This is a genomic window from Bombilactobacillus thymidiniphilus, assembly GCF_023380245.1.
GTDB lineage: Bacteria > Bacillota > Bacilli > Lactobacillales > Lactobacillaceae > Bombilactobacillus > Bombilactobacillus thymidiniphilus.
The window spans coordinates 1475169-1494436 of sequence record NZ_CP093365.1; the positions used below are offsets into that span (position 1 = coordinate 1475169).

At 31.3% G+C, this 19268-nt stretch carries 34 protein-coding genes and 2 pseudogenes; 20 read left to right on the top strand and 16 right to left on the bottom strand.

Translation table 11 applies throughout. From position 1 onward, the window contains the following. Positions 1-41: 41 nt before the first annotated feature. Positions 42-263, bottom strand: a complete 222-nt coding sequence (locus MOO47_RS07470) for a ComC/BlpC family leader-containing pheromone/bacteriocin (protein ID WP_249512820.1) — start codon at positions 261-263, stop codon at positions 42-44. Positions 264-353: 90 nt separating this feature from the next. Then, the gene (locus MOO47_RS07475) at positions 354-497 is read right to left on the bottom strand and encodes a hypothetical protein (RefSeq protein ID WP_249512821.1); all 144 of its coding nucleotides are present in this window, start codon (positions 495-497) and stop codon (positions 354-356) included. A 453-nt stretch (positions 498-950) separates the two neighbouring features. Here MOO47_RS07475 and MOO47_RS07480 point away from each other — a divergent pair, with 453 nt between their 5' ends. Both MOO47_RS07480 and MOO47_RS07485 read left to right on the top strand, forming a co-directional pair. Then, on the top strand, positions 951-1190 hold the full coding sequence (locus tag MOO47_RS07480) for a hypothetical protein (RefSeq protein ID WP_249512822.1): 240 nt from the start codon (positions 951-953) through the stop codon (positions 1188-1190). Positions 1191-1401: 211 nt separating this feature from the next. Next, positions 1402-2118 (top strand): CPBP family intramembrane glutamic endopeptidase, encoded by a 717-nt coding sequence (locus MOO47_RS07485; RefSeq protein ID WP_249512823.1) that lies wholly within the window; start codon positions 1402-1404, stop codon positions 2116-2118. Positions 2119-2211: 93 nt separating this feature from the next. Here MOO47_RS07485 and MOO47_RS07490 read toward each other — a convergent pair whose 3' ends face one another. Beyond that, positions 2212-2652 carry an 8-oxo-dGTP diphosphatase gene (locus MOO47_RS07490; RefSeq protein WP_249512824.1) on the bottom strand — a complete coding sequence of 147 codons (441 nt, stop codon included), beginning with the start codon at positions 2650-2652 and terminating at the stop codon, positions 2212-2214. Between the two features lie 487 nt (positions 2653-3139). Between MOO47_RS07490 and MOO47_RS07495 the strand changes: the two are divergent. The 18 genes and pseudogenes from MOO47_RS07495 to MOO47_RS07570 all read left to right on the top strand — a co-directional run. Beyond that, a pseudogene (locus tag MOO47_RS07495) lies at positions 3140-3294 on the top strand (aldo/keto reductase); the annotation flags it as partial. A 213-nt stretch (positions 3295-3507) separates the two neighbouring features. Continuing rightward, positions 3508-3891: a MerR family transcriptional regulator gene (locus MOO47_RS07500; RefSeq protein WP_260523921.1), complete on the top strand. Its 384-nt coding sequence runs from the start codon at positions 3508-3510 to the stop codon at positions 3889-3891. Between the two features lie 832 nt (positions 3892-4723). After that, positions 4724-5554: a hypothetical protein gene (locus tag MOO47_RS07505; protein ID WP_249512826.1), complete on the top strand. Its 831-nt coding sequence runs from the start codon at positions 4724-4726 to the stop codon at positions 5552-5554. 4 nt (positions 5555-5558) lie between these two features. Further along, on the top strand, positions 5559-5957 hold the full coding sequence (locus MOO47_RS07510; RefSeq protein ID WP_249512827.1) for a hypothetical protein: 399 nt from the start codon (positions 5559-5561) through the stop codon (positions 5955-5957). A 269-nt stretch (positions 5958-6226) separates the two neighbouring features. Next, entirely contained in the window at positions 6227-6481 is a 255-nt protein-coding gene (locus tag MOO47_RS07515) for a hypothetical protein (protein WP_249512828.1), read from the top strand. Positions 6482-6880: 399 nt separating this feature from the next. After that, positions 6881-7135, top strand: a pseudogene (locus MOO47_RS07520) (isochorismatase family protein); the annotation flags it as partial. A 118-nt stretch (positions 7136-7253) separates the two neighbouring features. Continuing rightward, positions 7254-7415: a hypothetical protein gene (locus MOO47_RS07525; RefSeq protein ID WP_249512830.1), complete on the top strand. Its 162-nt coding sequence runs from the start codon at positions 7254-7256 to the stop codon at positions 7413-7415. A 26-nt stretch (positions 7416-7441) separates the two neighbouring features. Then, on the top strand, positions 7442-7597 hold the full coding sequence (locus tag MOO47_RS07530) for a hypothetical protein (protein WP_249512831.1): 156 nt from the start codon (positions 7442-7444) through the stop codon (positions 7595-7597). 86 nt (positions 7598-7683) lie between these two features. Next, positions 7684-8175: a hypothetical protein gene (locus tag MOO47_RS07535; RefSeq protein ID WP_249512832.1), complete on the top strand. Its 492-nt coding sequence runs from the start codon at positions 7684-7686 to the stop codon at positions 8173-8175. After that, on the top strand, positions 8075-8380 hold the full coding sequence (locus MOO47_RS07795; protein ID WP_396022071.1) for a CPBP family glutamic-type intramembrane protease: 306 nt from the start codon (positions 8075-8077) through the stop codon (positions 8378-8380). The genes MOO47_RS07535 and MOO47_RS07795 overlap by 101 nt, the downstream gene beginning before the upstream one ends. Continuing rightward, positions 8380-8514, top strand: coding sequence for a hypothetical protein (locus tag MOO47_RS07680; protein ID WP_260523906.1), 135 nt, complete (start codon positions 8380-8382; stop codon positions 8512-8514). The genes MOO47_RS07795 and MOO47_RS07680 overlap by 1 nt, the downstream gene beginning before the upstream one ends. A 300-nt stretch (positions 8515-8814) precedes the next feature. Next, positions 8815-9258, top strand: a complete 444-nt coding sequence (locus MOO47_RS07540) for an ATP-binding cassette domain-containing protein (RefSeq protein ID WP_249512833.1) — start codon at positions 8815-8817, stop codon at positions 9256-9258. Between the two features lie 23 nt (positions 9259-9281). Then, a complete protein-coding gene (locus MOO47_RS07545) occupies positions 9282-9545 on the top strand; it encodes an AAA family ATPase (RefSeq protein WP_249512834.1) in 264 nt (87 codons plus the stop codon). Then, positions 9538-9834, top strand: a complete 297-nt coding sequence (locus MOO47_RS07550) for a hypothetical protein (protein ID WP_249512835.1) — start codon at positions 9538-9540, stop codon at positions 9832-9834. The genes MOO47_RS07545 and MOO47_RS07550 overlap by 8 nt, the downstream gene beginning before the upstream one ends. 63 nt (positions 9835-9897) lie before the next feature. Beyond that, positions 9898-10326: a hypothetical protein gene (locus MOO47_RS07555; protein WP_249512836.1), complete on the top strand. Its 429-nt coding sequence runs from the start codon at positions 9898-9900 to the stop codon at positions 10324-10326. Positions 10327-10375: 49 nt separating this feature from the next. After that, entirely contained in the window at positions 10376-10921 is a 546-nt protein-coding gene (locus MOO47_RS07560) for a flavodoxin family protein (RefSeq protein ID WP_249512837.1), read from the top strand. A gap of 221 nt (positions 10922-11142) precedes the next feature. Further along, positions 11143-11367: a hypothetical protein gene (locus MOO47_RS07565; RefSeq protein ID WP_249512838.1), complete on the top strand. Its 225-nt coding sequence runs from the start codon at positions 11143-11145 to the stop codon at positions 11365-11367. Positions 11368-11764: 397 nt separating this feature from the next. Next, positions 11765-11911 carry a hypothetical protein gene (locus MOO47_RS07570; protein ID WP_249512839.1) on the top strand — a complete coding sequence of 49 codons (147 nt, stop codon included), beginning with the start codon at positions 11765-11767 and terminating at the stop codon, positions 11909-11911. A gap of 2320 nt (positions 11912-14231) precedes the next feature. Here MOO47_RS07570 and MOO47_RS07575 read toward each other — a convergent pair. From MOO47_RS07575 to MOO47_RS07625, 13 genes are all read right to left on the bottom strand, one after another. Then, positions 14232-14378 carry a hypothetical protein gene (locus tag MOO47_RS07575; RefSeq protein ID WP_249512839.1) on the bottom strand — a complete coding sequence of 49 codons (147 nt, stop codon included), beginning with the start codon at positions 14376-14378 and terminating at the stop codon, positions 14232-14234. A gap of 397 nt (positions 14379-14775) precedes the next feature. Then, entirely contained in the window at positions 14776-14946 is a 171-nt protein-coding gene (locus MOO47_RS07580) for a hypothetical protein (RefSeq protein ID WP_249512840.1), read from the bottom strand. Between the two features lie 274 nt (positions 14947-15220). Beyond that, positions 15221-15766 carry a flavodoxin family protein gene (locus MOO47_RS07585; protein WP_249512837.1) on the bottom strand — a complete coding sequence of 182 codons (546 nt, stop codon included), beginning with the start codon at positions 15764-15766 and terminating at the stop codon, positions 15221-15223. Positions 15767-15815: 49 nt separating this feature from the next. After that, positions 15816-16244, bottom strand: coding sequence for a hypothetical protein (locus MOO47_RS07590; protein WP_249512836.1), 429 nt, complete (start codon positions 16242-16244; stop codon positions 15816-15818). A gap of 63 nt (positions 16245-16307) precedes the next feature. Further along, positions 16308-16604, bottom strand: coding sequence for a hypothetical protein (locus MOO47_RS07595; RefSeq protein ID WP_249512835.1), 297 nt, complete (start codon positions 16602-16604; stop codon positions 16308-16310). After that, a complete protein-coding gene (locus MOO47_RS07600; RefSeq protein ID WP_249512834.1) occupies positions 16597-16860 on the bottom strand; it encodes an AAA family ATPase in 264 nt (87 codons plus the stop codon). Before MOO47_RS07600 ends, MOO47_RS07595 begins: the two co-directional genes overlap by 8 nt. A gap of 23 nt (positions 16861-16883) precedes the next feature. Next, the gene (locus MOO47_RS07605) at positions 16884-17327 is read right to left on the bottom strand and encodes an ATP-binding cassette domain-containing protein (protein WP_249512833.1); all 444 of its coding nucleotides are present in this window, start codon (positions 17325-17327) and stop codon (positions 16884-16886) included. A gap of 300 nt (positions 17328-17627) precedes the next feature. Further along, positions 17628-17762: a hypothetical protein gene (locus MOO47_RS07685; RefSeq protein WP_260523906.1), complete on the bottom strand. Its 135-nt coding sequence runs from the start codon at positions 17760-17762 to the stop codon at positions 17628-17630. Between the two features lie 90 nt (positions 17763-17852). Next, positions 17853-18071, bottom strand: a complete 219-nt coding sequence (locus MOO47_RS07800; protein WP_396022072.1) for a CPBP family glutamic-type intramembrane protease — start codon at positions 18069-18071, stop codon at positions 17853-17855. After that, complete coding sequence (locus tag MOO47_RS07610; protein ID WP_249512832.1) at positions 17971-18462, bottom strand: hypothetical protein; 492 nt, start codon at positions 18460-18462, stop codon at positions 17971-17973. Before MOO47_RS07610 ends, MOO47_RS07800 begins: the two co-directional genes overlap by 101 nt. A gap of 86 nt (positions 18463-18548) precedes the next feature. Further along, entirely contained in the window at positions 18549-18704 is a 156-nt protein-coding gene (locus MOO47_RS07615) for a hypothetical protein (RefSeq protein ID WP_249512831.1), read from the bottom strand. Between the two features lie 26 nt (positions 18705-18730). Beyond that, positions 18731-18892, bottom strand: a complete 162-nt coding sequence (locus MOO47_RS07620; RefSeq protein WP_249512841.1) for a hypothetical protein — start codon at positions 18890-18892, stop codon at positions 18731-18733. Positions 18893-19008: 116 nt separating this feature from the next. Further along, the gene (locus MOO47_RS07625; RefSeq protein WP_260523922.1) at positions 19009-19224 is read right to left on the bottom strand and encodes an isochorismatase family protein; all 216 of its coding nucleotides are present in this window, start codon (positions 19222-19224) and stop codon (positions 19009-19011) included. Between the last annotated feature and the right edge of the window lie 44 nt (positions 19225-19268).

The following is a 19268-nucleotide window of genomic DNA, read 5'->3' on the forward strand; positions in this document are numbered from 1 at the left end:
TCACTTAATTATCTCCTAACTAATTTAGTTAACCGTCATCCTCAAAATAGGAGGGGAAGAAATGCAATGCCCACTTTTGCTATATGTCCGATAGTATGTGCGGCTCTATTATAGCCTCCATTTACAGATTGTAGATTTGTATCATCAATTGCTTTGAAATTGTTTAATTGATTGGTTTTCATTTTTAACCTCTCCATGACTTTATTTGTCATAAAATACCAGAAACAAAAAAATAGATCAAAATAATCATTACTTGCTGCCATTTGGGGCGTGCTCTGAAATTTTTAAATAATTTATGAAATTTTTCTTTCATATAATATGACATGCTCTTTTCCAAGTTTGGTTCAAAATATTTAATTAATTAATCCAGATAAAAAACTACCTACAGCATCACCACATGTCCACCAAAAGCCATGTTTTTTTCCATCAATGACTAGAGATAAACTTTGAGAATTAATACTTTGAAACTTTTGTAAACTAGAATTACTTTTAAGCATATCATTACCCCCTTTCTTTTTATTTATTTCAAACTTAGTTAATATAAATATAAATTTCAAGCTGGTAATTTTAGACAATACTAGTTCATAATATAAGACTAAGACCAATGATGTTTTTTTTTATAACAGTTTTTTTGTTTATATTTTTTGTAAATATTACTTGTAAAAATTGATTAGATATATGTTTTTATAATAGCTTGATTTGTATTTCATAAGACAATTTATTTCCTGGGAAATGTGTCTTTGATAAATAGCTTGTGATTATTAAGATATCAACTACTATATTTTATGAATATTATTATGTATGAAGTAGGATTATCGTTAGTTTTGTTATTAGTGCAGTTTGTAGTCTATTTATTGGTTCTGTGTTTAGATACGATTTGTGATTCTTAACTTTTGTCATTTACTTTATTTTGGCTATTTTAAGTTATGCCAGCAAGATGGATGTTTTAGATGTTTTTTTTAAAAATTAAGCACCAAAAAATTTATTATTATGATATGAGTACTTTGACGAAACGTATTTTATTGATGGTATTTCCGTTTAGGCGACCACAAAATATTGATCTAAGTTCTATTGCATCTTATCAATTACAAGGTGACTATAATAAGTTTGAGGACATCAAATTACCTCTGCCTATGACGACCGCTTATGGTATTTTTTTCCAGCCATGTTATCAAGTAAAAATCCGATAGTTTTAAATTTGTATCTTAATGATTCAAAAGTTATCGTTATCAATTTATCGATGAACTATGTTTACCATCCTTATGAATTTAGACAGAAGATAGATTCATTAAAATCTTATTTGTCAAGCAGATAGAACAGTATAGATTAAAGAGTAAGTGTTAATGAAAATAGTGATGATTGATAGTATTTTCATTTTATAATTAAGGAGAATGTGTAATAGTGAATGAAAAAATTATTTTGATATTTAAAGGTATAATAGTTTTGTTATTGGGATATATTTTAGGTTTTATGCTCGGAGGACTATTAGGTGATCTTTTTAACTTTTCTTTGAATGACAGAATGACGATGCAAAGAGTTACTATTTCTACAATTAGAATTATTTTGGCTATTGGTATATTAAAAATAGATCTGTTTCAAAAGACTAATTTTTTAAAGTGTAGTTTGAAGATAATGGCAATAACTATTTTTATTTCTTTTATTATTAATAATAATTTCTCTTTTCATTTATTTAAGTATAATATGATTTTTGGTAATTTTTCTTATGCATTATCTGAAGAAATATTTTATCGCGCTATATTGTTTACTATTCTTTATAAAATTTTTGTAAAAAGTAAAAAATCTTTTTTGATAGCTTCTATTATTGGATCATTATTTTTTGCATTTGCACATTTTTTTAATATCATTAATAACTCTCAAAGCTTTAAATATACAATCGTACAAGTTTTTTTTGCCTTTGTTATAGGAATGTTTTTGTGTCTGTTATATAAAGTGTCTAATAATATTATTTTTCCGATACTAACTCATTTTGTTATTGACTTGGTTGCATCGTGTAGCCCCTCTGTAAATATTGACTTAAATATAATTATATCTGTCATTGTATTTTTATTAGTATCATATTTAATATATTCATTAATTTATAAAAAACTTGAAATTTAATCAATAAAAGCATATATTTTGTTGGTATTCATTTAAATAATAATCATTTATGTATTGCGCTATGACGGTGCTATCCGAATAGCATTTTTTATTTTAAAACAATACATCACGTTGCCCATCTAATAGGTGTTCATTAAATTGTTCATCAAAAAATAGTGGCAGGTCATGATCAAAGTTAGGTGCCAAAGGAGATTGTAGTAATTCTTCTTTCGTCAGCCATTTCAGATTGCCTTCACGTGATGATTTTAGCTCACCACTAAATTGGTTGGCACGATAAAAAAAGACTAGGTAGCGATGATGTTCAGCATCGTAAAATTGCTTGACACCCACTAATTTTGGCTGGGTAATCGTCAGATTAGTTTCTTCTTGCACTTCGCGGATAACGGACTCCGTAATAGATTCATGTGCTTCAATATGGCCGCCGGGGAAAGTTAAGCCTGGCCAATTAGGATCAACACGATTTAAGACTAGAATTTTGTCAGCATTGGTAATCATGCACATGTTGGTAAGGGTAACTGATTCAGTTCGATCCATTTAACTACCTCCTTTTTTATTTTTATTATAACAAAGTACAAATTTTAATTGAATTGCACAACAAAAAGGATTTGTTTTTCTCACGAAACGACAAATATTTAATGGTTAATTCTTGTTTTTTAATTTTTATTTGATACAATGAATTTGTGGCTGAGACCCCCCTCAGCCACAGCCAAACTTATTTTGCATATTTAAGTTTCCCATATTAATATTTTCCTTTTTTTGTTTCCTGTTTTTTTGTCCTTCCAATTTTGACTATATCAGTCAAATAATAACATAGGCCGTCATTAGACGGCTTTTTTATTTTCTGAAATTAAATAGTGGAGGACACAATGTTGGATCATTTCTAGTTTGTTTAGATAATGGCTTAATAGTTCCAGTTAACTCGGGGAGCTGTCTTTTTATTTTTAATTAAAAATATACTTGCTCTGGTGTCAACTCCAGAGTTTAAGATACCCTTTTATGCATGAATTGTGGAGGTAAGTTTATGGAATATAAAACATTAAATAATGGTGTTCAAATACCATCACTCGGTTTTGGTGTTTATCAGATTCCAGCAGAGCAGACTAAAACAGCCGTACTCCAGCTATTAGGACTGGTTATCGATTAGTCGATACGGCAGGAGCTTATCAAAATGAAGCTGGTGCTGCCATCAGTGTAACTAACACTGCCCATCAGATTGGTTCATCAGTAGGATTAGCTTTAATTACCTTGTTGATAGAGCCATTTCAATCTACGGCAGTAATGTATCAACATGCGATGCAAATTTCTTTAATTTTAGTTGTTTTAACTTTTATTGTTGTGTGTTTTACAATTCATTCTAAAAATAAAAAGAAGCCTAATTAATTTACGAAAATAAAAGAAGCCATTGTGCAAACTGGTTTGCCACTGGATACTACTCGTTATTATGAAAAGAGCGGTTTAATTATTCCGGTAGACCGTTATCAAGATGGGTCACACAATTTTACTGGTAAGAATATTCGCCAGTTGCTATTTGCCAAAAAGATGCGTCGCGCTGGAGTATCTGTCGTTGCTTTAAAACAATATGTTAGCTTAGTTATTGCGGGTAATGATGCCACAATTGCTTTACTTAAAGAGGTATTAAGTACACAAGCGCAGCGCATTGAACAAGAAATTAATGAATTGTCAGCTACTTTGATTTTATTGCAACATAAACTGGCTGTTTATGATACAAAAGCGCGCCAAAGTGAACAACAGTTTATTTTAGATGATGATTAAAGCTTTTGCGAGCAAAGTGTCATTTAAAAAGCCACCTAGTTAAGCTTTAAAGCTAATTAAGTGGCTCTTTATTTTTGTTTAAAAGTGAAAACTGTTGTCAATTGAGTGACTTTAAGTCAAGGACAAGTGTCGAAAAATGAAGAGATGATGATGTCATATATTCAGATAAATAAAGTTGCGCACTTTTTGACGATTTCTGCAATAGATGAAAAATGGATATTAAATTGAAACTAATTGTCCAATAACATACTGATATTTTTCAATGCAAGCATTCCTATGGAAGTGTGATATTATTGGCTTTTTTAAAGTAAATGCTCACACGCAAAGCATGAAATATGTACGCTGTTGAGCATTGGAATTAAACGGGAAGTTATTATGAAAACTAAAAAATTATTTTTAGTGGTGGACCAGTATTAGCACAGTTTTTAGGTATTTTAAAAATAAGCAACGGGTCTTAGATCAATTAGTTACCAATTATTTGTATTTGCATGATGTGAAACAGGTGATCAGTAAATTTCGACCCCAATGCCAGGTTAGTATTTTTTTAGTAAATTTGGAATGATTTTTACTTGAACAATAAATTGGAGTAAAGTTGCCTTTTGGGTGCTGTCTTTGCTGCCCAGACAGCTTAATCCTATTAATTTTTGAAGGTCCAAAGTAGTTGCTAATATGATAAACTGATTAACATAAGGAATTTATATTAAAAATAAATTGTAAAATAGATTGTTTTTTTAATTTTAATGATGTATGCTAAATTGCAGAAAGTTTCTGCTTATGCTCCTAATATAAAATTCCTGGTAGCTGGTAAATTAGATGAAAAGACAATTAAACTATGGCATCAATTTATAAATGGTTAAACAATAAAAAAAGATTATCTATTTATTTAACAACATTTTCCAATTTTAGTAAGGCAGTAGTGCTTTATTTCGCAACTATCTTCTTATATAAAATAGATAATTCTGGTGCTTCTTCAGGCTTTTTAGTACTGTTAGGTCTGCTGGCTGTTTCACTTAGCGGGATGATTGCACCTTTTTTAATTATCCATTTTAAGGGATTTAAGTTAGGTATATTACTATCGATGGTTAGTTTAGTTGCGGAGTTTTTGTTTTTTATATTTTATCAACAAAAGATTCCCCTATATTGCTGTATTGTTGTGATCAATCTGATTCAAGGAATTGAATCTGCTAATTATAATTATGAGTTGGTAGATATTTTTGAGAATGATGTTGAAGATCAGATCCAATCTAACAATGGTTATCATATTTTATTACAAACATTCACGTTGATTGCACCTATACTAGGCTATTTGCTAGTTAATTACTGCATTGTTTTAGCTAGTTGTGTAGTAGTGTTGTTTCTTCAATTGGTAGCTTTAATTGCATGGTTCATTCTTAAGAAATATGAACCACTAAATAAGAGTAATGTAGATATTCCAAAATATCCTTTCAAAAATTATCTTTTAGCCATAAAAAATAAAAATGTTGTTTTTTTAAATTTAGTTCGTAGCGCGAATGGTTTTGTTTTTAACACCTGGGAGATTGCTGCCCCCATGGTGATTATGGCAATTGCAGAAAATCAAGCGCAATTGTCATCTAAAATTCAAACTACGTATGAAACAACATTAAGTATTGCTTTCATCTTGTCAGGAGCTTTTTTGGGGTAAGATTATGACTAATGTAAAATTGTTACCTCGTTTTTACAAGTTAGTTCCTTTTGGTGGACTGTTAGCTACTATTATTGCATTAAGTTTACAAACAATGTCCTCTCTACTATTAGCTACTCTTATATTTGGTGTCAGTATTTATTTTTTTCGCGTAGGAACTGCAACGATTGGTCAAATTATTACGGACAAAGATTTAATTGCTGAATCAATTATTTTGGGAGACGTTTTTACGCGGTTTGTTAACTTTGTGGTTGGAATTGGTTTCTTTTTCATAATTAAATTTCTTGATTACAAGATTGTTGTTATATTGATATCAATTTTGGGAACAATTGGTAATGTGTTGTTTGTAGATCAGCCTATCAAAGCTTATTCAGATCTTATAAAAAGTAGAGGATCACTGTGAATGGTTTTTAAAATACTTAAGTAGTGGCAAAACAGGCTACTTGGTTGATAATTATTTGCCTGATGTGGGATAAATTATTGGTAGTGATGTTATTAACTTTATTTATTTGTTTGTCCCTATTCAGGACTGTATTTTATCGTACTGATTTTTGGAATCAGAAGTAAACCTAAAATAAAAATAGATCATAATTAATTTATAAAAATCTTGATATTAACTATAGCTTGAATTTTACAGTGTCCGGTATAATAAATTAAACAGGAGGAATATTAATGATTGGATTACACATTTTTTTCGGAGTGATGATCGTTGTGGGTGCGATTGCCACGGCAATTTCTTTCCAAGGGGACACCGCTAAACTGACTAAAGCGCAAAAGTTTTCTTTGATTCTGACAACATCTGCGATTGGGCTAACTATCGTTACGGTTATTTCAGTGTATGCATCGATTTACATTGGTTTATTACTATTATTGGCGCTAGTGGCTTCTGAGTATTTTGCCTTTGTACGGGTAGTTCATAACAAGTAGTATTGATGAAGAGCGTGCTTTTATAAAAGCGCGCTTTTTTTTACTGCTCTCAATTATGTTTTAATTTGCTATATATTACAAAATTGGAATTGACAGTAAAAATAAAGATTCTCAAGTTTAAGCTAATTTCTAAAATATAGTTAATTATTAATTAATGGGAAAATTGGGTATGGACAATGTAACCCTATTAGTAATTGATGTCCAAAAAACTTTTCGCGACGGCATTGGGGAGTGAGTAATAAAGAATTTGCTTGAAATAACGTGCATTAACTGTTACAGGCTTTTCGCCAGCGCAACGGGTTAGTTATTAATGTACATCATATTAGTGATGATCCTAAATCACGATTTTATTTTCAGAATACTGGTTTTTAGTTTTAAAAGCAGTCTGAACCTTTACCTTCAGAAATTGTTTTGGATAAAACTGTAAACAGTGCCTTTATTGGAACTAAACTAAAAAGTATTTTACTAGAATGTCAGATTGAAAAAGTATTTATCTGTGGTTTGACAACGCCACATTGTGTTTCCACTACTACGCGAATGTCTGGTAATTTGGGATTTGATACTTACTTAGTTGAAGATGCAACAGTCTCTTTTGCAATTATGGATTACCAGGGATTTCATTTGTTCGCTAAATGGCCATATCTTAAACGATAAGACATACAGTGATGCTTTGATTGTAAGCTTGATTTTAAATCAACAATGAATATATTCTTAGATATACCTAATTCATATATACGCGTTGGGTAAATATAAAAGTGTGGGAGGAATAGTAATGAATACTTCTTTTGAAACAAATTGGATCAAAGAAAATATCGAAGCTTTAGATTGTGAAAGCTTACAGTTAATTCAAGGAGCTCTAGAAAAGATTATAAGGCTGGTTATGCATGGGGGCAAGGCTGTAAGGCATCGCTGTAGATATATGGACAATTTTTAAATAATTTTGGAGGAGAAGGTTTTGTTATGGAAAATAATTATTTAGAATTATCAGATAACTCTTTGGGCGAAATTTTGGGAGTCGGACATGCTTATACCGCAGCCGCAATCCGTAGAAATAATAGGTCCATGCAATCGGCTGCAGACTTTGCTTGTGGATTTTATCATGGCTTTTTTGGCTAAATAGTTTGAATGAATTTTTATTATTGGATACTAATCTTTTTATATATATTATTATGGGATTTTATCATATTTAGGAGAATAGCTATATGAGTCATAAAAGATTAACAAACAGACTTATAGTATTACTGGTTTTAGAAGTTTTATTTGAATTTGGTATGGTGAATTTTTCGAGATATCTTCATGAAAACAGCAGTGTGCTTTTTTTATGTTTAGATAAGTTTTTATTCTTGGGTTTACTGATTCTGTTGAATAACTGGCTAACACAACGAAAAATCCCTTTTTCTTTGAAACTCAATAAAGATCAACAAAAAGGCATTTTGGTTGTTGCTGGAATTTTAATTATTATGGGTTTGATGAATGTAAAGAATTTTTTGAATGCCATCGCTGTGGGCTTTATAGCTGGTACGACTGAAGAGTATCTTTTTCGAGGAGTCGTATTGCTAACACTATTGGAATTATTTGATCATTTCCAGTATCTTGTTTGGTTCGGAGCATTTTCTGAATCTATACTCGCAAAGTTTTTCGGCAACAATAATCCAAGTTTTGCAGACGACGGCTATGGGATTTGTGTTTGCTAGTATTTTTGTTAGAACCAATAATTTACTATTTCCTATGTTATGTCATTTTAGCTTAGACTATGTGGTCACTATTCTTTGGGGAATGCAGAATAGTAGCAATATTTCGTTTGGTAGTGCTATTGGTGTGTCAGTATTTTATTTAATAGTTGGTTTGTTTATTTTGATGCCAATATTGACCGATAATAAGTTAAAAGTTGAAAAATAATGTTTTTGGGAGTGCCTGAAGGAAAAGAATGGATTGAACAACGCTTTGAAACAGCTATTTTGGTGAATCAGTGGCCGGTAAAGACTCATAGTTATTACACTACTATTGTGATTTTTAGAAAGTGGTTGAATTAAACCTGCAATTTCCTTCCTAAAATTAAAATTGTAACTTCGAAAATTGTTGACTTTTAATTTTTGGGGTCTTAATCTTAAGTTAGATATGAGTGTAATAGATAGTTATTTTTCTTAAATAATTTAAAAAATAATCCTACTCCAAAAATTTCATCAACATCTTCTGTAATTACATATTCATCTGGATCATTATCTGCTTTTAAATTACCTAATGTAAAAATAGCAGGGCTAGGTCCAGTGATTTATCTAAATTGATTACTGTAATTATTGATTTCTTTTCCTCAGATGGATAGAGGTGGACAAATGAAATTCACTGTAAATGGATTATCAAAGCGCTATAAAACATCACATATATTGACTAACGTTAATTTTGATTTTGATATGAGTGTGTGCAACATAATTGCACTAATTGGACCGAATGGCATTGGTAAAACTACACTTATGAGATTAATGGCAGGTATTACTATTCCCAATGCTGGTGATATCTCCATAGATAATTCCACTAACTTAACGTACGAAGCTTGGGCGCGAGTAAATACCATCTTTGTTCCGGCTGGTGAAAGAGGATTAAGAAACAAACTGACTATTTACCAAAATTTAGAATATTTTTCGGCTCTAAGTAATCAAAATTATCAAGAAAATGCTGATCATCTAACAAGTTTAGCCAAATTATTTAACATTACTAACTTTGTAAAAAATGATTTTGAAAAACCTCAACTGGTCAAAAGAAAAAGGCATCTTTACTAGTTGCTGCTGCCATGAATTCCAAAATGTTGTTATTAGATGAGCCCTCTAATGGCCTTGATATTGATGCTCAAAAAGAATTAATGACATTGATGTCTAAACTATCGGAACTAGAGAAAATAATTATAGTTTCGTCTCATGATCCGGAATTAATTAGTACAGTGGCGCAAAGCTATGTTTTCTTAGGAAACGGGCGCGTGCTCAAACAGACATTTGGTCAGGTTTCAAAAGAAAAATTAGTTAATAGATATCACCAATTATACGGATTGGGGGTGATAAACGATGATTAGGCAAGGCATTATAAGATTATTCCTGGTTGAATTAAAAATGGAATGGATCACCAGAATGAAATATATTATGGCGTCTATTGGTGATTTTGTGGTCTTTACAGTTACATTTCTAGCAGTGACATTTGTGGCGCCAGTTTCTGCGGTAAACAGCACCTATCATACTAATCAAGGCCTGTTACTTATTATGATTGGTTATATGTTTTGGAATTTAGGTGTTGTAGCGATGGATATTGGCACACAAGTGATTGAAAGTGCTGCCAAGAGTGGGATATTAGAAATAGAGATGTAATCTAAGTATCCACTTTGGCTACTAATATTTATCAGAAACATTGTCACAAATGCCTTTGTGGTTATGTATCTAATATTTCTTGGTGTTGCAACGTCGCTATTTACTAATTTGAAGTTTTCGACAATCTTACTTGCTATTATTTATGTCACAATATTGTCTATGCTTACCAATTTAGGTATGTTAGGTATTGGATTTATATTTGCTTCAGGATCATTGTCGTTTAAAAGAATAGGACAATGGTCTACACTACTCCAAGCAGCGATTATATTATTTTCCAATGTTGGAATACCGTTAACAACTCCACTACAATTAATTGTTCCTTTTTCAGGCGGAATAGAAATTGTGCGAAGCTTAATACTTAATAAGCCTATATCAGTTAACGAATTAATCATCACGTTAATAGTAAACATCTTATGGTTTATTGCTGGGATTGTTGTTTTGAACGTTAGTGTAAAGAATGAACGAAAAAATGGCTCATTTACGGCCTTTTGATTGTAGTAAAAACATATTGTCTAGTACAAGGAAGCAGGTAAATATTTACATGAAAAAAATTCTTTTATTTAATTCGTCAACGCATGATCCTTCTAATTCGGCCATTTTAGCCAAATTAGTCTTAAAGGGATTGGATTATCAGGATATAAATCTAAATAATGTCCAAATAGGTGATGTGCAAGATTTTCGGTTTGCGTCTAGTTGGCCTCGCCAAGATGATGATTATTATCGTATCAGTGAACAGCTCCAAGCAGCTGATGTAATTGTTTTGGCAACACCGGTCTATTGGTATGGTGTCGCTGCCACACTGAAAAGGTTCATCGATCGATGGTCCGAAAGTCTCAAAGTGGATGATAATTTTCGAGCAGCAATGCAAGGCAAACAAATTGTCTTGGTTATTGTTGGTGGCGATAATCCTATAGTTAAAGGTCAACCGATTGTTGAGCAGTTTAATTATATTTGCGAGTTTTTGGGTATGGAATTGTTGACTAGTGTAATTGGAGAAGCTAATCGACCGAATACAATTCAAAATGATTCACACGCGCTGTCTCAAGCTGAGGCGGCTAACACAATGCTTAAAAAATTGTGTCAGTAGGAAATGGAATACAATTGATTCAAAAAGCTTGTTGCTAGCAACAAGCTTTTTTATGTTCAATAATCTTTTCTTTGTGAGGGCACACCTTTTTTGTCAGTAACAATTCAGCAAAAGTCTGATATACCAACGCTGCACCTCTTAGTTGCGTTAAAGCTCGTAAGATGTTCGTGCTTTTTTTAAGTGGCAATTTCATAATCACCTTGTATTGAGAGGTGTGGTCTTTGGGAAAGGATGGAAATGATGTCCATGTTAATATGATTATTTTTTTGATTATTATGCCAGCTTTGTTAAACTTGCCGTTGTTTTTTAAAAGTCGTAATCAAATGACGACAACAGTCCAATTATTGATGATGTGCATTTATTTAATAATATTTTTATTAGCTACTACCACAATGCTTATGAATAATAATTATGATAATGACATTTGTTGTTGGCATGGTTTCTAATATTGGTGATTTGATGATGTAAAGTTATAACAAAAAGTGATTCTAGGGCAATGAATTAGAGAAGAACGAGAAAAAAGAAATTGGACACAAACTCAATGTTAGCCGCCAGTCTGTGTCTAAATAACTTATCCAGATATTGAGCGTCCAATTCAAATTAGTGATCTATTTGCGGTTAGTTTAAACAGTCTGATACGTGATGATGAAAAATTTCAGCAACAGATTAAATTTCAAAAACTACGAAATGGCATGACCTTTTGGGATTTCTTGAGTTATCGTTGGTGGATTATTTTTGTCATTGCTTGGTGTTTAGCGTGGTTACTGCCAATAGTTATTCATGCTCTGAAGTAGTAATCAATAAAAATGATTGAAAATGTATCTTAAAGCATAAAGGATATTCATGACAAAATTAATGAATTATCCTAACCAATATCAATTTACTCTCGCAGAAAATTGCCGTTTTGCACGTGCTAATTGTACATGTAAAATGCGGCTGTTTTTGACAGTACCTAAAGAATATCAGCCTAAGAATGTTACTAAAGACTAAATTTTAAAAGTGACGATTAATTTGTTAAAGGGATATGAAACGCAATTTAGATCAGGATATGTTCAAAATCGTGGAACCAACAAATTTATTGGCTACCCTATTAGAGAGTGCTTGATTAATTACAATAAGCGGGTTCCATATTATGGCACGTATCCAGAAATTAAAAGAAAAATATCAGCAGGTCGTTTATTTGTTTCGCATGGATGAAATTATGCATCGTGAATCGAAAAATTAAAACTTCATCAATATGGATCGCTAATTAACCGATCTGGTGAGCAAGTTGATGTGCATTTATAGAGATTTTAACCAGACTTCATTCTGTTTCTGGAAAATAATGAAGTCTATAGGGTATGAGTAGTGATAAGTTTGTTAGTGAATTATGGAAACAAGATTTGTTACTTTACATGTTCGATCACCAAGCTGAGATGGAATTTGAATAGGAATATGATGATGATGTGTACGTTAACGGTGCGAAATTCCACATTAAAGGTGATAGACAAAATACTATGAACAAGCTTGATCGATTAACTAGTGCTGATGATTAGTTCTAATTCTAGGATTTACATTTTTATTTTTTAATATACCATCTATCCCTTAAAGTTGAGACCGATGAGCAATTAAAAGATTCTTTTGAGTACTACGGCGGATATTAATAAATTATTTTAAAAATATTTATCTCATGTAACTATATTTATGAGCCTGATAAATAATAGTAAATTTGGATCTATTCTATTTATTTATGATTTGTTTATGGATATAACAAATGAATATAGTAAATTTAACAATTAATCAAAATATATTGAATTTGTTGATTGAAAATTGACTGGATCAAATAAATAATCATAAGTTGATATTTTTTAAATGTGTAAATTAATTAAAAATAAAGTATCTATTAAATATATATGATCTTTTGAACGATTAAGATATTTAAAAAATATTAAATGTGTTGAGTTAAATTATATCCTTCGTTTATAGTTTAACTTTTTTGTCTAAAATTTCGTTGTGTACGAAATTGCAAAATGATGTGCTGATGAAATTTAAAAATATTAGTATTAGTAGTAAAATGGTACATCTTTTTATTGAGAATCAATATGAAAACTATATATAAATATTTATAAAAAGTTCCAAAATGATACGGTATATATATATCCTATGAGCTATAGCTCATAGGATATATATATACCGTATCATTTTGGAACTTTTTATAAATATTTATATATAGTTTTCATATTGATTCTCAATAAAAAGATGTACCATTTTACTACTAATACTAATATTTTTAAATTTCATCAGCACATCATTTTGCAATTTCGTACACAACGAAATTTTAGACAAAAAAGTTAAACTATAAACGAAGGATATAATTTAACTCAACACATTTAATATTTTTTAAATATCTTAATCGTTCAAAAGATCATATATATTTAATAGATACTTTATTTTTAATTAATTTACACATTTAAAAAATATCAACTTATGATTATTTATTTGATCCAGTCAATTTTCAATCAACAAATTCAATATATTTTGATTAATTGTTAAATTTACTATATTCATTTGTTATATCCATAAACAAATCATAAATAAATAGAATAGATCCAAATTTACTATTATTTATCAGGCTCATAAATATAGTTACATGAGATAAATATTTTTAAAATAATTTATTAATATCCGCCGTAGTACTCAAAAGAATCTTTTAATTGCTCATCGGTCTCAACTTTAAGGGATAGATGGTATATTAAAAAATAAAAATGTAAATCCTAGAATTAGAACTAATCATCAGCACTAGTTAATCGATCAAGCTTGTTCATAGTATTTTGTCTATCACCTTTAATGTGGAATTTCGCACCGTTAACGTACACATCATCATCATATTCCTATTCAAATTCCATCTCAGCTTGGTGATCGAACATGTAAAGTAACAAATCTTGTTTCCATAATTCACTAACAAACTTATCACTACTCATACCCTATAGACTTCATTATTTTCCAGAAACAGAATGAAGTCTGGTTAAAATCTCTATAAATGCACATCAACTTGCTCACCAGATCGGTTAATTAGCGATCCATATTGATGAAGTTTTAATTTTTCGATTCACGATGCATAATTTCATCCATGCGAAACAAATAAACGACCTGCTGATATTTTTCTTTTAATTTCTGGATACGTGCCATAATATGGAACCCGCTTATTGTAATTAATCAAGCACTCTCTAATAGGGTAGCCAATAAATTTGTTGGTTCCACGATTTTGAACATATCCTGATCTAAATTGCGTTTCATATCCCTTTAACAAATTAATCGTCACTTTTAAAATTTAGTCTTTAGTAACATTCTTAGGCTGATATTCTTTAGGTACTGTCAAAAACAGCCGCATTTTACATGTACAATTAGCACGTGCAAAACGGCAATTTTCTGCGAGAGTAAATTGATATTGGTTAGGATAATTCATTAATTTTGTCATGAATATCCTTTATGCTTTAAGATACATTTTCAATCATTTTTATTGATTACTACTTCAGAGCATGAATAACTATTGGCAGTAACCACGCTAAACACCAAGCAATGACAAAAATAATCCACCAACGATAACTCAAGAAATCCCAAAAGGTCATGCCATTTCGTAGTTTTTGAAATTTAATCTGTTGCTGAAATTTTTCATCATCACGTATCAGACTGTTTAAACTAACCGCAAATAGATCACTAATTTGAATTGGACGCTCAATATCTGGATAAGTTATTTAGACACAGACTGGCGGCTAACATTGAGTTTGTGTCCAATTTCTTTTTTCTCGTTCTTCTCTAATTCATTGCCCTAGAATCACTTTTTGTTATAACTTTACATCATCAAATCACCAATATTAGAAACCATGCCAACAACAAATGTCATTATCATAATTATTATTCATAAGCATTGTGGTAGTAGCTAATAAAAATATTATTAAATAAATGCACATCATCAATAATTGGACTGTTGTCGTCATTTGATTACGACTTTTAAAAAACAACGGCAAGTTTAACAAAGCTGGCATAATAATCAAAAAAAAATCATATTAACATGGACATCATTTCCATCCTTTCCCAAAGACCACACCTCTCAATACAAGGTGATTATGAAATTGCCACTTAAAAAAAGCACGAACATCTTACGAGCTTTAACGCAACTAAGAGGTGCAGCGTTGGTATATCAGACTTTTGCTGAATTGTTACTGACAAAAAAGGTGTGCCCTCACAAAGAAAAGATTATTGAACATAAAAAAGCTTGTTGCTAGCAACAAGCTTTTTGAATCAATTGTATTCCATTTCCTACTGACACAATTTTTTAAGCATTGTGTTAGCCGCCTCAGCTTGAGACAGCGCGTGTGAATCATTTTGAATTGTATTCGGTCGATTAGCTTCTCCAATTACACTAGTCAACAATTCCATACCCAAAAACTCGCAAATATAATTAAACTGCTCAACAATCGGTTGACCTTTAACTATAGGATTATCGCCACCAACAATAACCAAGACAATTTGTTTGCCTTGCATTGCTGCTCGAAAATTATCATCCACTTTGAGACTTTCGGACCATCGATCGATGAACCTTTTCAGTGTGGCAGCGACACCATACCAATAGACCGGTGTTGCCAAAACAATTACATCAGCTGCTTGGAGCTGTTCACTGATACGATAATAATCATCATCTTGGCGAGGCCAACTAGACGCAAACCGAAAATCTTGCACATCACCTATTTGGACATTATTTAGATTTATATCCTGATAATCCAATCCCTTTAAGACTAATTTGGCTAAAATGGCCGAATTAGAAGGATCATGCGTTGACGAATTAAATAAAAGAATTTTTTTCATGTAAATATTTACCTGCTTCCTTGTACTAGACAATATGTTTTTACTACAATCAAAAGGCCGTAAATGAGCCATTTTTTCGTTCATTCTTTACACTAACGTTCAAAACAACAATCCCAGCAATAAACCATAAGATGTTTACTATTAACGTGATGATTAATTCGTTAACTGATATAGGCTTATTAAGTATTAAGCTTCGCACAATTTCTATTCCGCCTGAAAAAGGAACAATTAATTGTAGTGGAGTTGTTAACGGTATTCCAACATTGGAAAATAATATAATCGCTGCTTGGAGTAGTGTAGACCATTGTCCTATTCTTTTAAACGACAATGATCCTGAAGCAAATATAAATCCAATACCTAACATACCTAAATTGGTAAGCATAGACAATATTGTGACATAAATAATAGCAAGTAAGATTGTCGAAAACTTCAAATTAGTAAATAGCGACGTTGCAACACCAAGAAATATTAGATACATAACCACAAAGGCATTTGTGACAATGTTTCTGATAAATATTAGTAGCCAAAGTGGATACTTAGATTACATCTCTATTTCTAATATCCCACTCTTGGCAGCACTTTCAATCACTTGTGTGCCAATATCCATCGCTACAACACCTAAATTCCAAAACATATAACCAATCATAATAAGTAACAGGCCTTGATTAGTATGATAGGTGCTGTTTACCGCAGAAACTGGCGCCACAAATGTCACTGCTAGAAATGTAACTGTAAAGACCACAAAATCACCAATAGACGCCATAATATATTTCATTCTGGTGATCCATTCCATTTTTAATTCAACCAGGAATAATCTTATAATGCCTTGCCTAATCATCGTTTATCACCCCCAATCCGTATAATTGGTGATATCTATTAACTAATTTTTCTTTTGAAACCTGACCAAATGTCTGTTTGAGCACGCGCCCGTTTCCTAAGAAAACATAGCTTTGCGCCACTGTACTAATTAATTCCGGATCATGAGACGAAACTATAATTATTTTCTCTAGTTCCGATAGTTTAGACATCAATGTCATTAATTCTTTTTGAGCATCAATATCAAGGCCATTAGAGGGCTCATCTAATAACAACATTTTGGAATTCATGGCAGCAGCAACTAGTAAAGATGCCTTTTTCTTTTGACCAGTTGAGGTTTTTCAAAATCATTTTTTACAAAGTTAGTAATGTTAAATAATTTGGCTAAACTTGTTAGATGATCAGCATTTTCTTGATAATTTTGATTACTTAGAGCCGAAAAATATTCTAAATTTTGGTAAATAGTCAGTTTGTTTCTTAATCCTCTTTCACCAGCCGGAACAAAGATGGTATTTACTCGCGCCCAAGCTTCGTACGTTAAGTTAGTGGAATTATCTATGGAGATATCACCAGCATTGGGAATAGTAATACCTGCCATTAATCTCATAAGTGTAGTTTTACCAATGCCATTCGGTCCAATTAGTGCAATTATGTTGCACACACTCATATCAAAATCAAAATTAACGTTAGTCAATATATGTGATGTTTTATAGCGCTTTGATAATCCATTTACAGTGAATTTCATTTGTCCACCTCTATCCATCTGAGGAAAAGAAATCAATAATTACAGTAATCAATTTAGATAAATCACTGGACCTAGCCCTGCTATTTTTACATTAGGTAATTTAAAAGCAGATAATGATCCAGATGAATATGTAATTACAGAAGATGTTGATGAAATTTTTGGAGTAGGATTATTTTTTAAATTATTTAAGAAAAATAACTATCTATTACACTCATATCTAACTTAAGATTAAGACCCCAAAAATTAAAAGTCAACAATTTTCGAAGTTACAATTTTAATTTTAGGAAGGAAATTGCAGGTTTAATTCAACCACTTTCTAAAAATCACAATAGTAGTGTAATAACTATGAGTCTTTACCGGCCACTGATTCACCAAAATAGCTGTTTCAAAGCGTTGTTCAATCCATTCTTTTCCTTCAGGCACTCCCAAAAACATTATTTTTCAACTTTTAACTTATTATCGGTCAATATTGGCATCAAAATAAACAAACCAACTATTAAATAAAATACTGACACACCAATAGCACTACCAACCAAACGAAATATTGCTACTATTCTGCATTCCCCAAAGAATAGTGACCACATAGTCTAAGCTAAAATGACATAACATAGGAAATAGTAAATTATTGGTTCTAACAAAAATACTAGCAAACACAAATCCCATAGCCGTCGTCTGCAAAACTTGGATTATTGTTGCCGAAAAACTTTGCGAGTATAGATTCAGAAAATGCTCCGAACCAAACAAGATACTGGAAATGATCAAATAATTCCAATAGTGTTAGCAATACGACTCCTCGAAAAAGATACTCTTCAGTCGTACCAGCTATAAAGCCCACAGCGATGGCATTCAAAAAATTCTTTACATTCATCAAACCCATAATAATTAAAATTCCAGCAACAACCAAAATGCCTTTTTGTTGATCTTTATTGAGTTTCAAAGAAAAAGGGATTTTTCGTTGTGTTAGCCAGTTATTCAACAGAATCAGTAAACCCAAGAATAAAAACTTATCTAAACATAAAAAAAGCACACTGCTGTTTTCATGAAGATATCTCGAAAAATTCACCATACCAAATTCAAATAAAACTTCTAAAACCAGTAATACTATAAGTCTGTTTGTTAATCTTTTATGACTCATATAGCTATTCTCCTAAATATGATAAAATCCCATAATAATATATATAAAAAGATTAGTATCCAATAATAAAAATTCAATCAAACTATTTAGCCAAAAAAGCCATGATAAAATCCACAAGCAAAGTCTGCAGCCGATTGCATGGACCTATTATTTCTACGGATTGCGGCTGCGGTATAAGCATGTCCGACTCCCAAAATTTCGCCCAAAGAGTTATCTGATAATTCTAAATAATTATTTTCCATAACAAAACCTTCTCCTCCAAAATTATTTAAAAATTGTCCATATATCTACAGCATGCCTTACAGCCTTGCCCCCATGCATAACCAGCCTTATAATCTTTTCTAGAGCCTCCTTGAATTAACTGTAAGCTTTCACAATCTAAAGCTTCGATATTTTCTTTGATCCAATTTGTTTCAAAAGAAGTATTCATTACTATTCCTCCCACACTTTTATATTTACCCAACGCGTATATATGAATTAGGTATATCTAAGAATATATTCATTGTTGATTTAAAATCAAGCTTACAATCAAAGCATACGTATGTCTTATCGTTTAAGATATGGCCATTTAGCGAACAAATGAAATCCCTGGTAATCCATAATTGCAAAAGAGACTGTTGCATCTTCAACTAAGTAAGTATCAAATCCCAAATTACCAGACATTCGCGTAGTAGTGGAAACACAATGTGGCGTTGTCAAACCACAGATAAATACTTTTTCAATCTGACATTCTAGTAAAATACTTTTTAGTTTAGTTCCAATAAAGGCACTTTATCCAAAATAAGGAAAAAAGAAAAAAAAAAAAA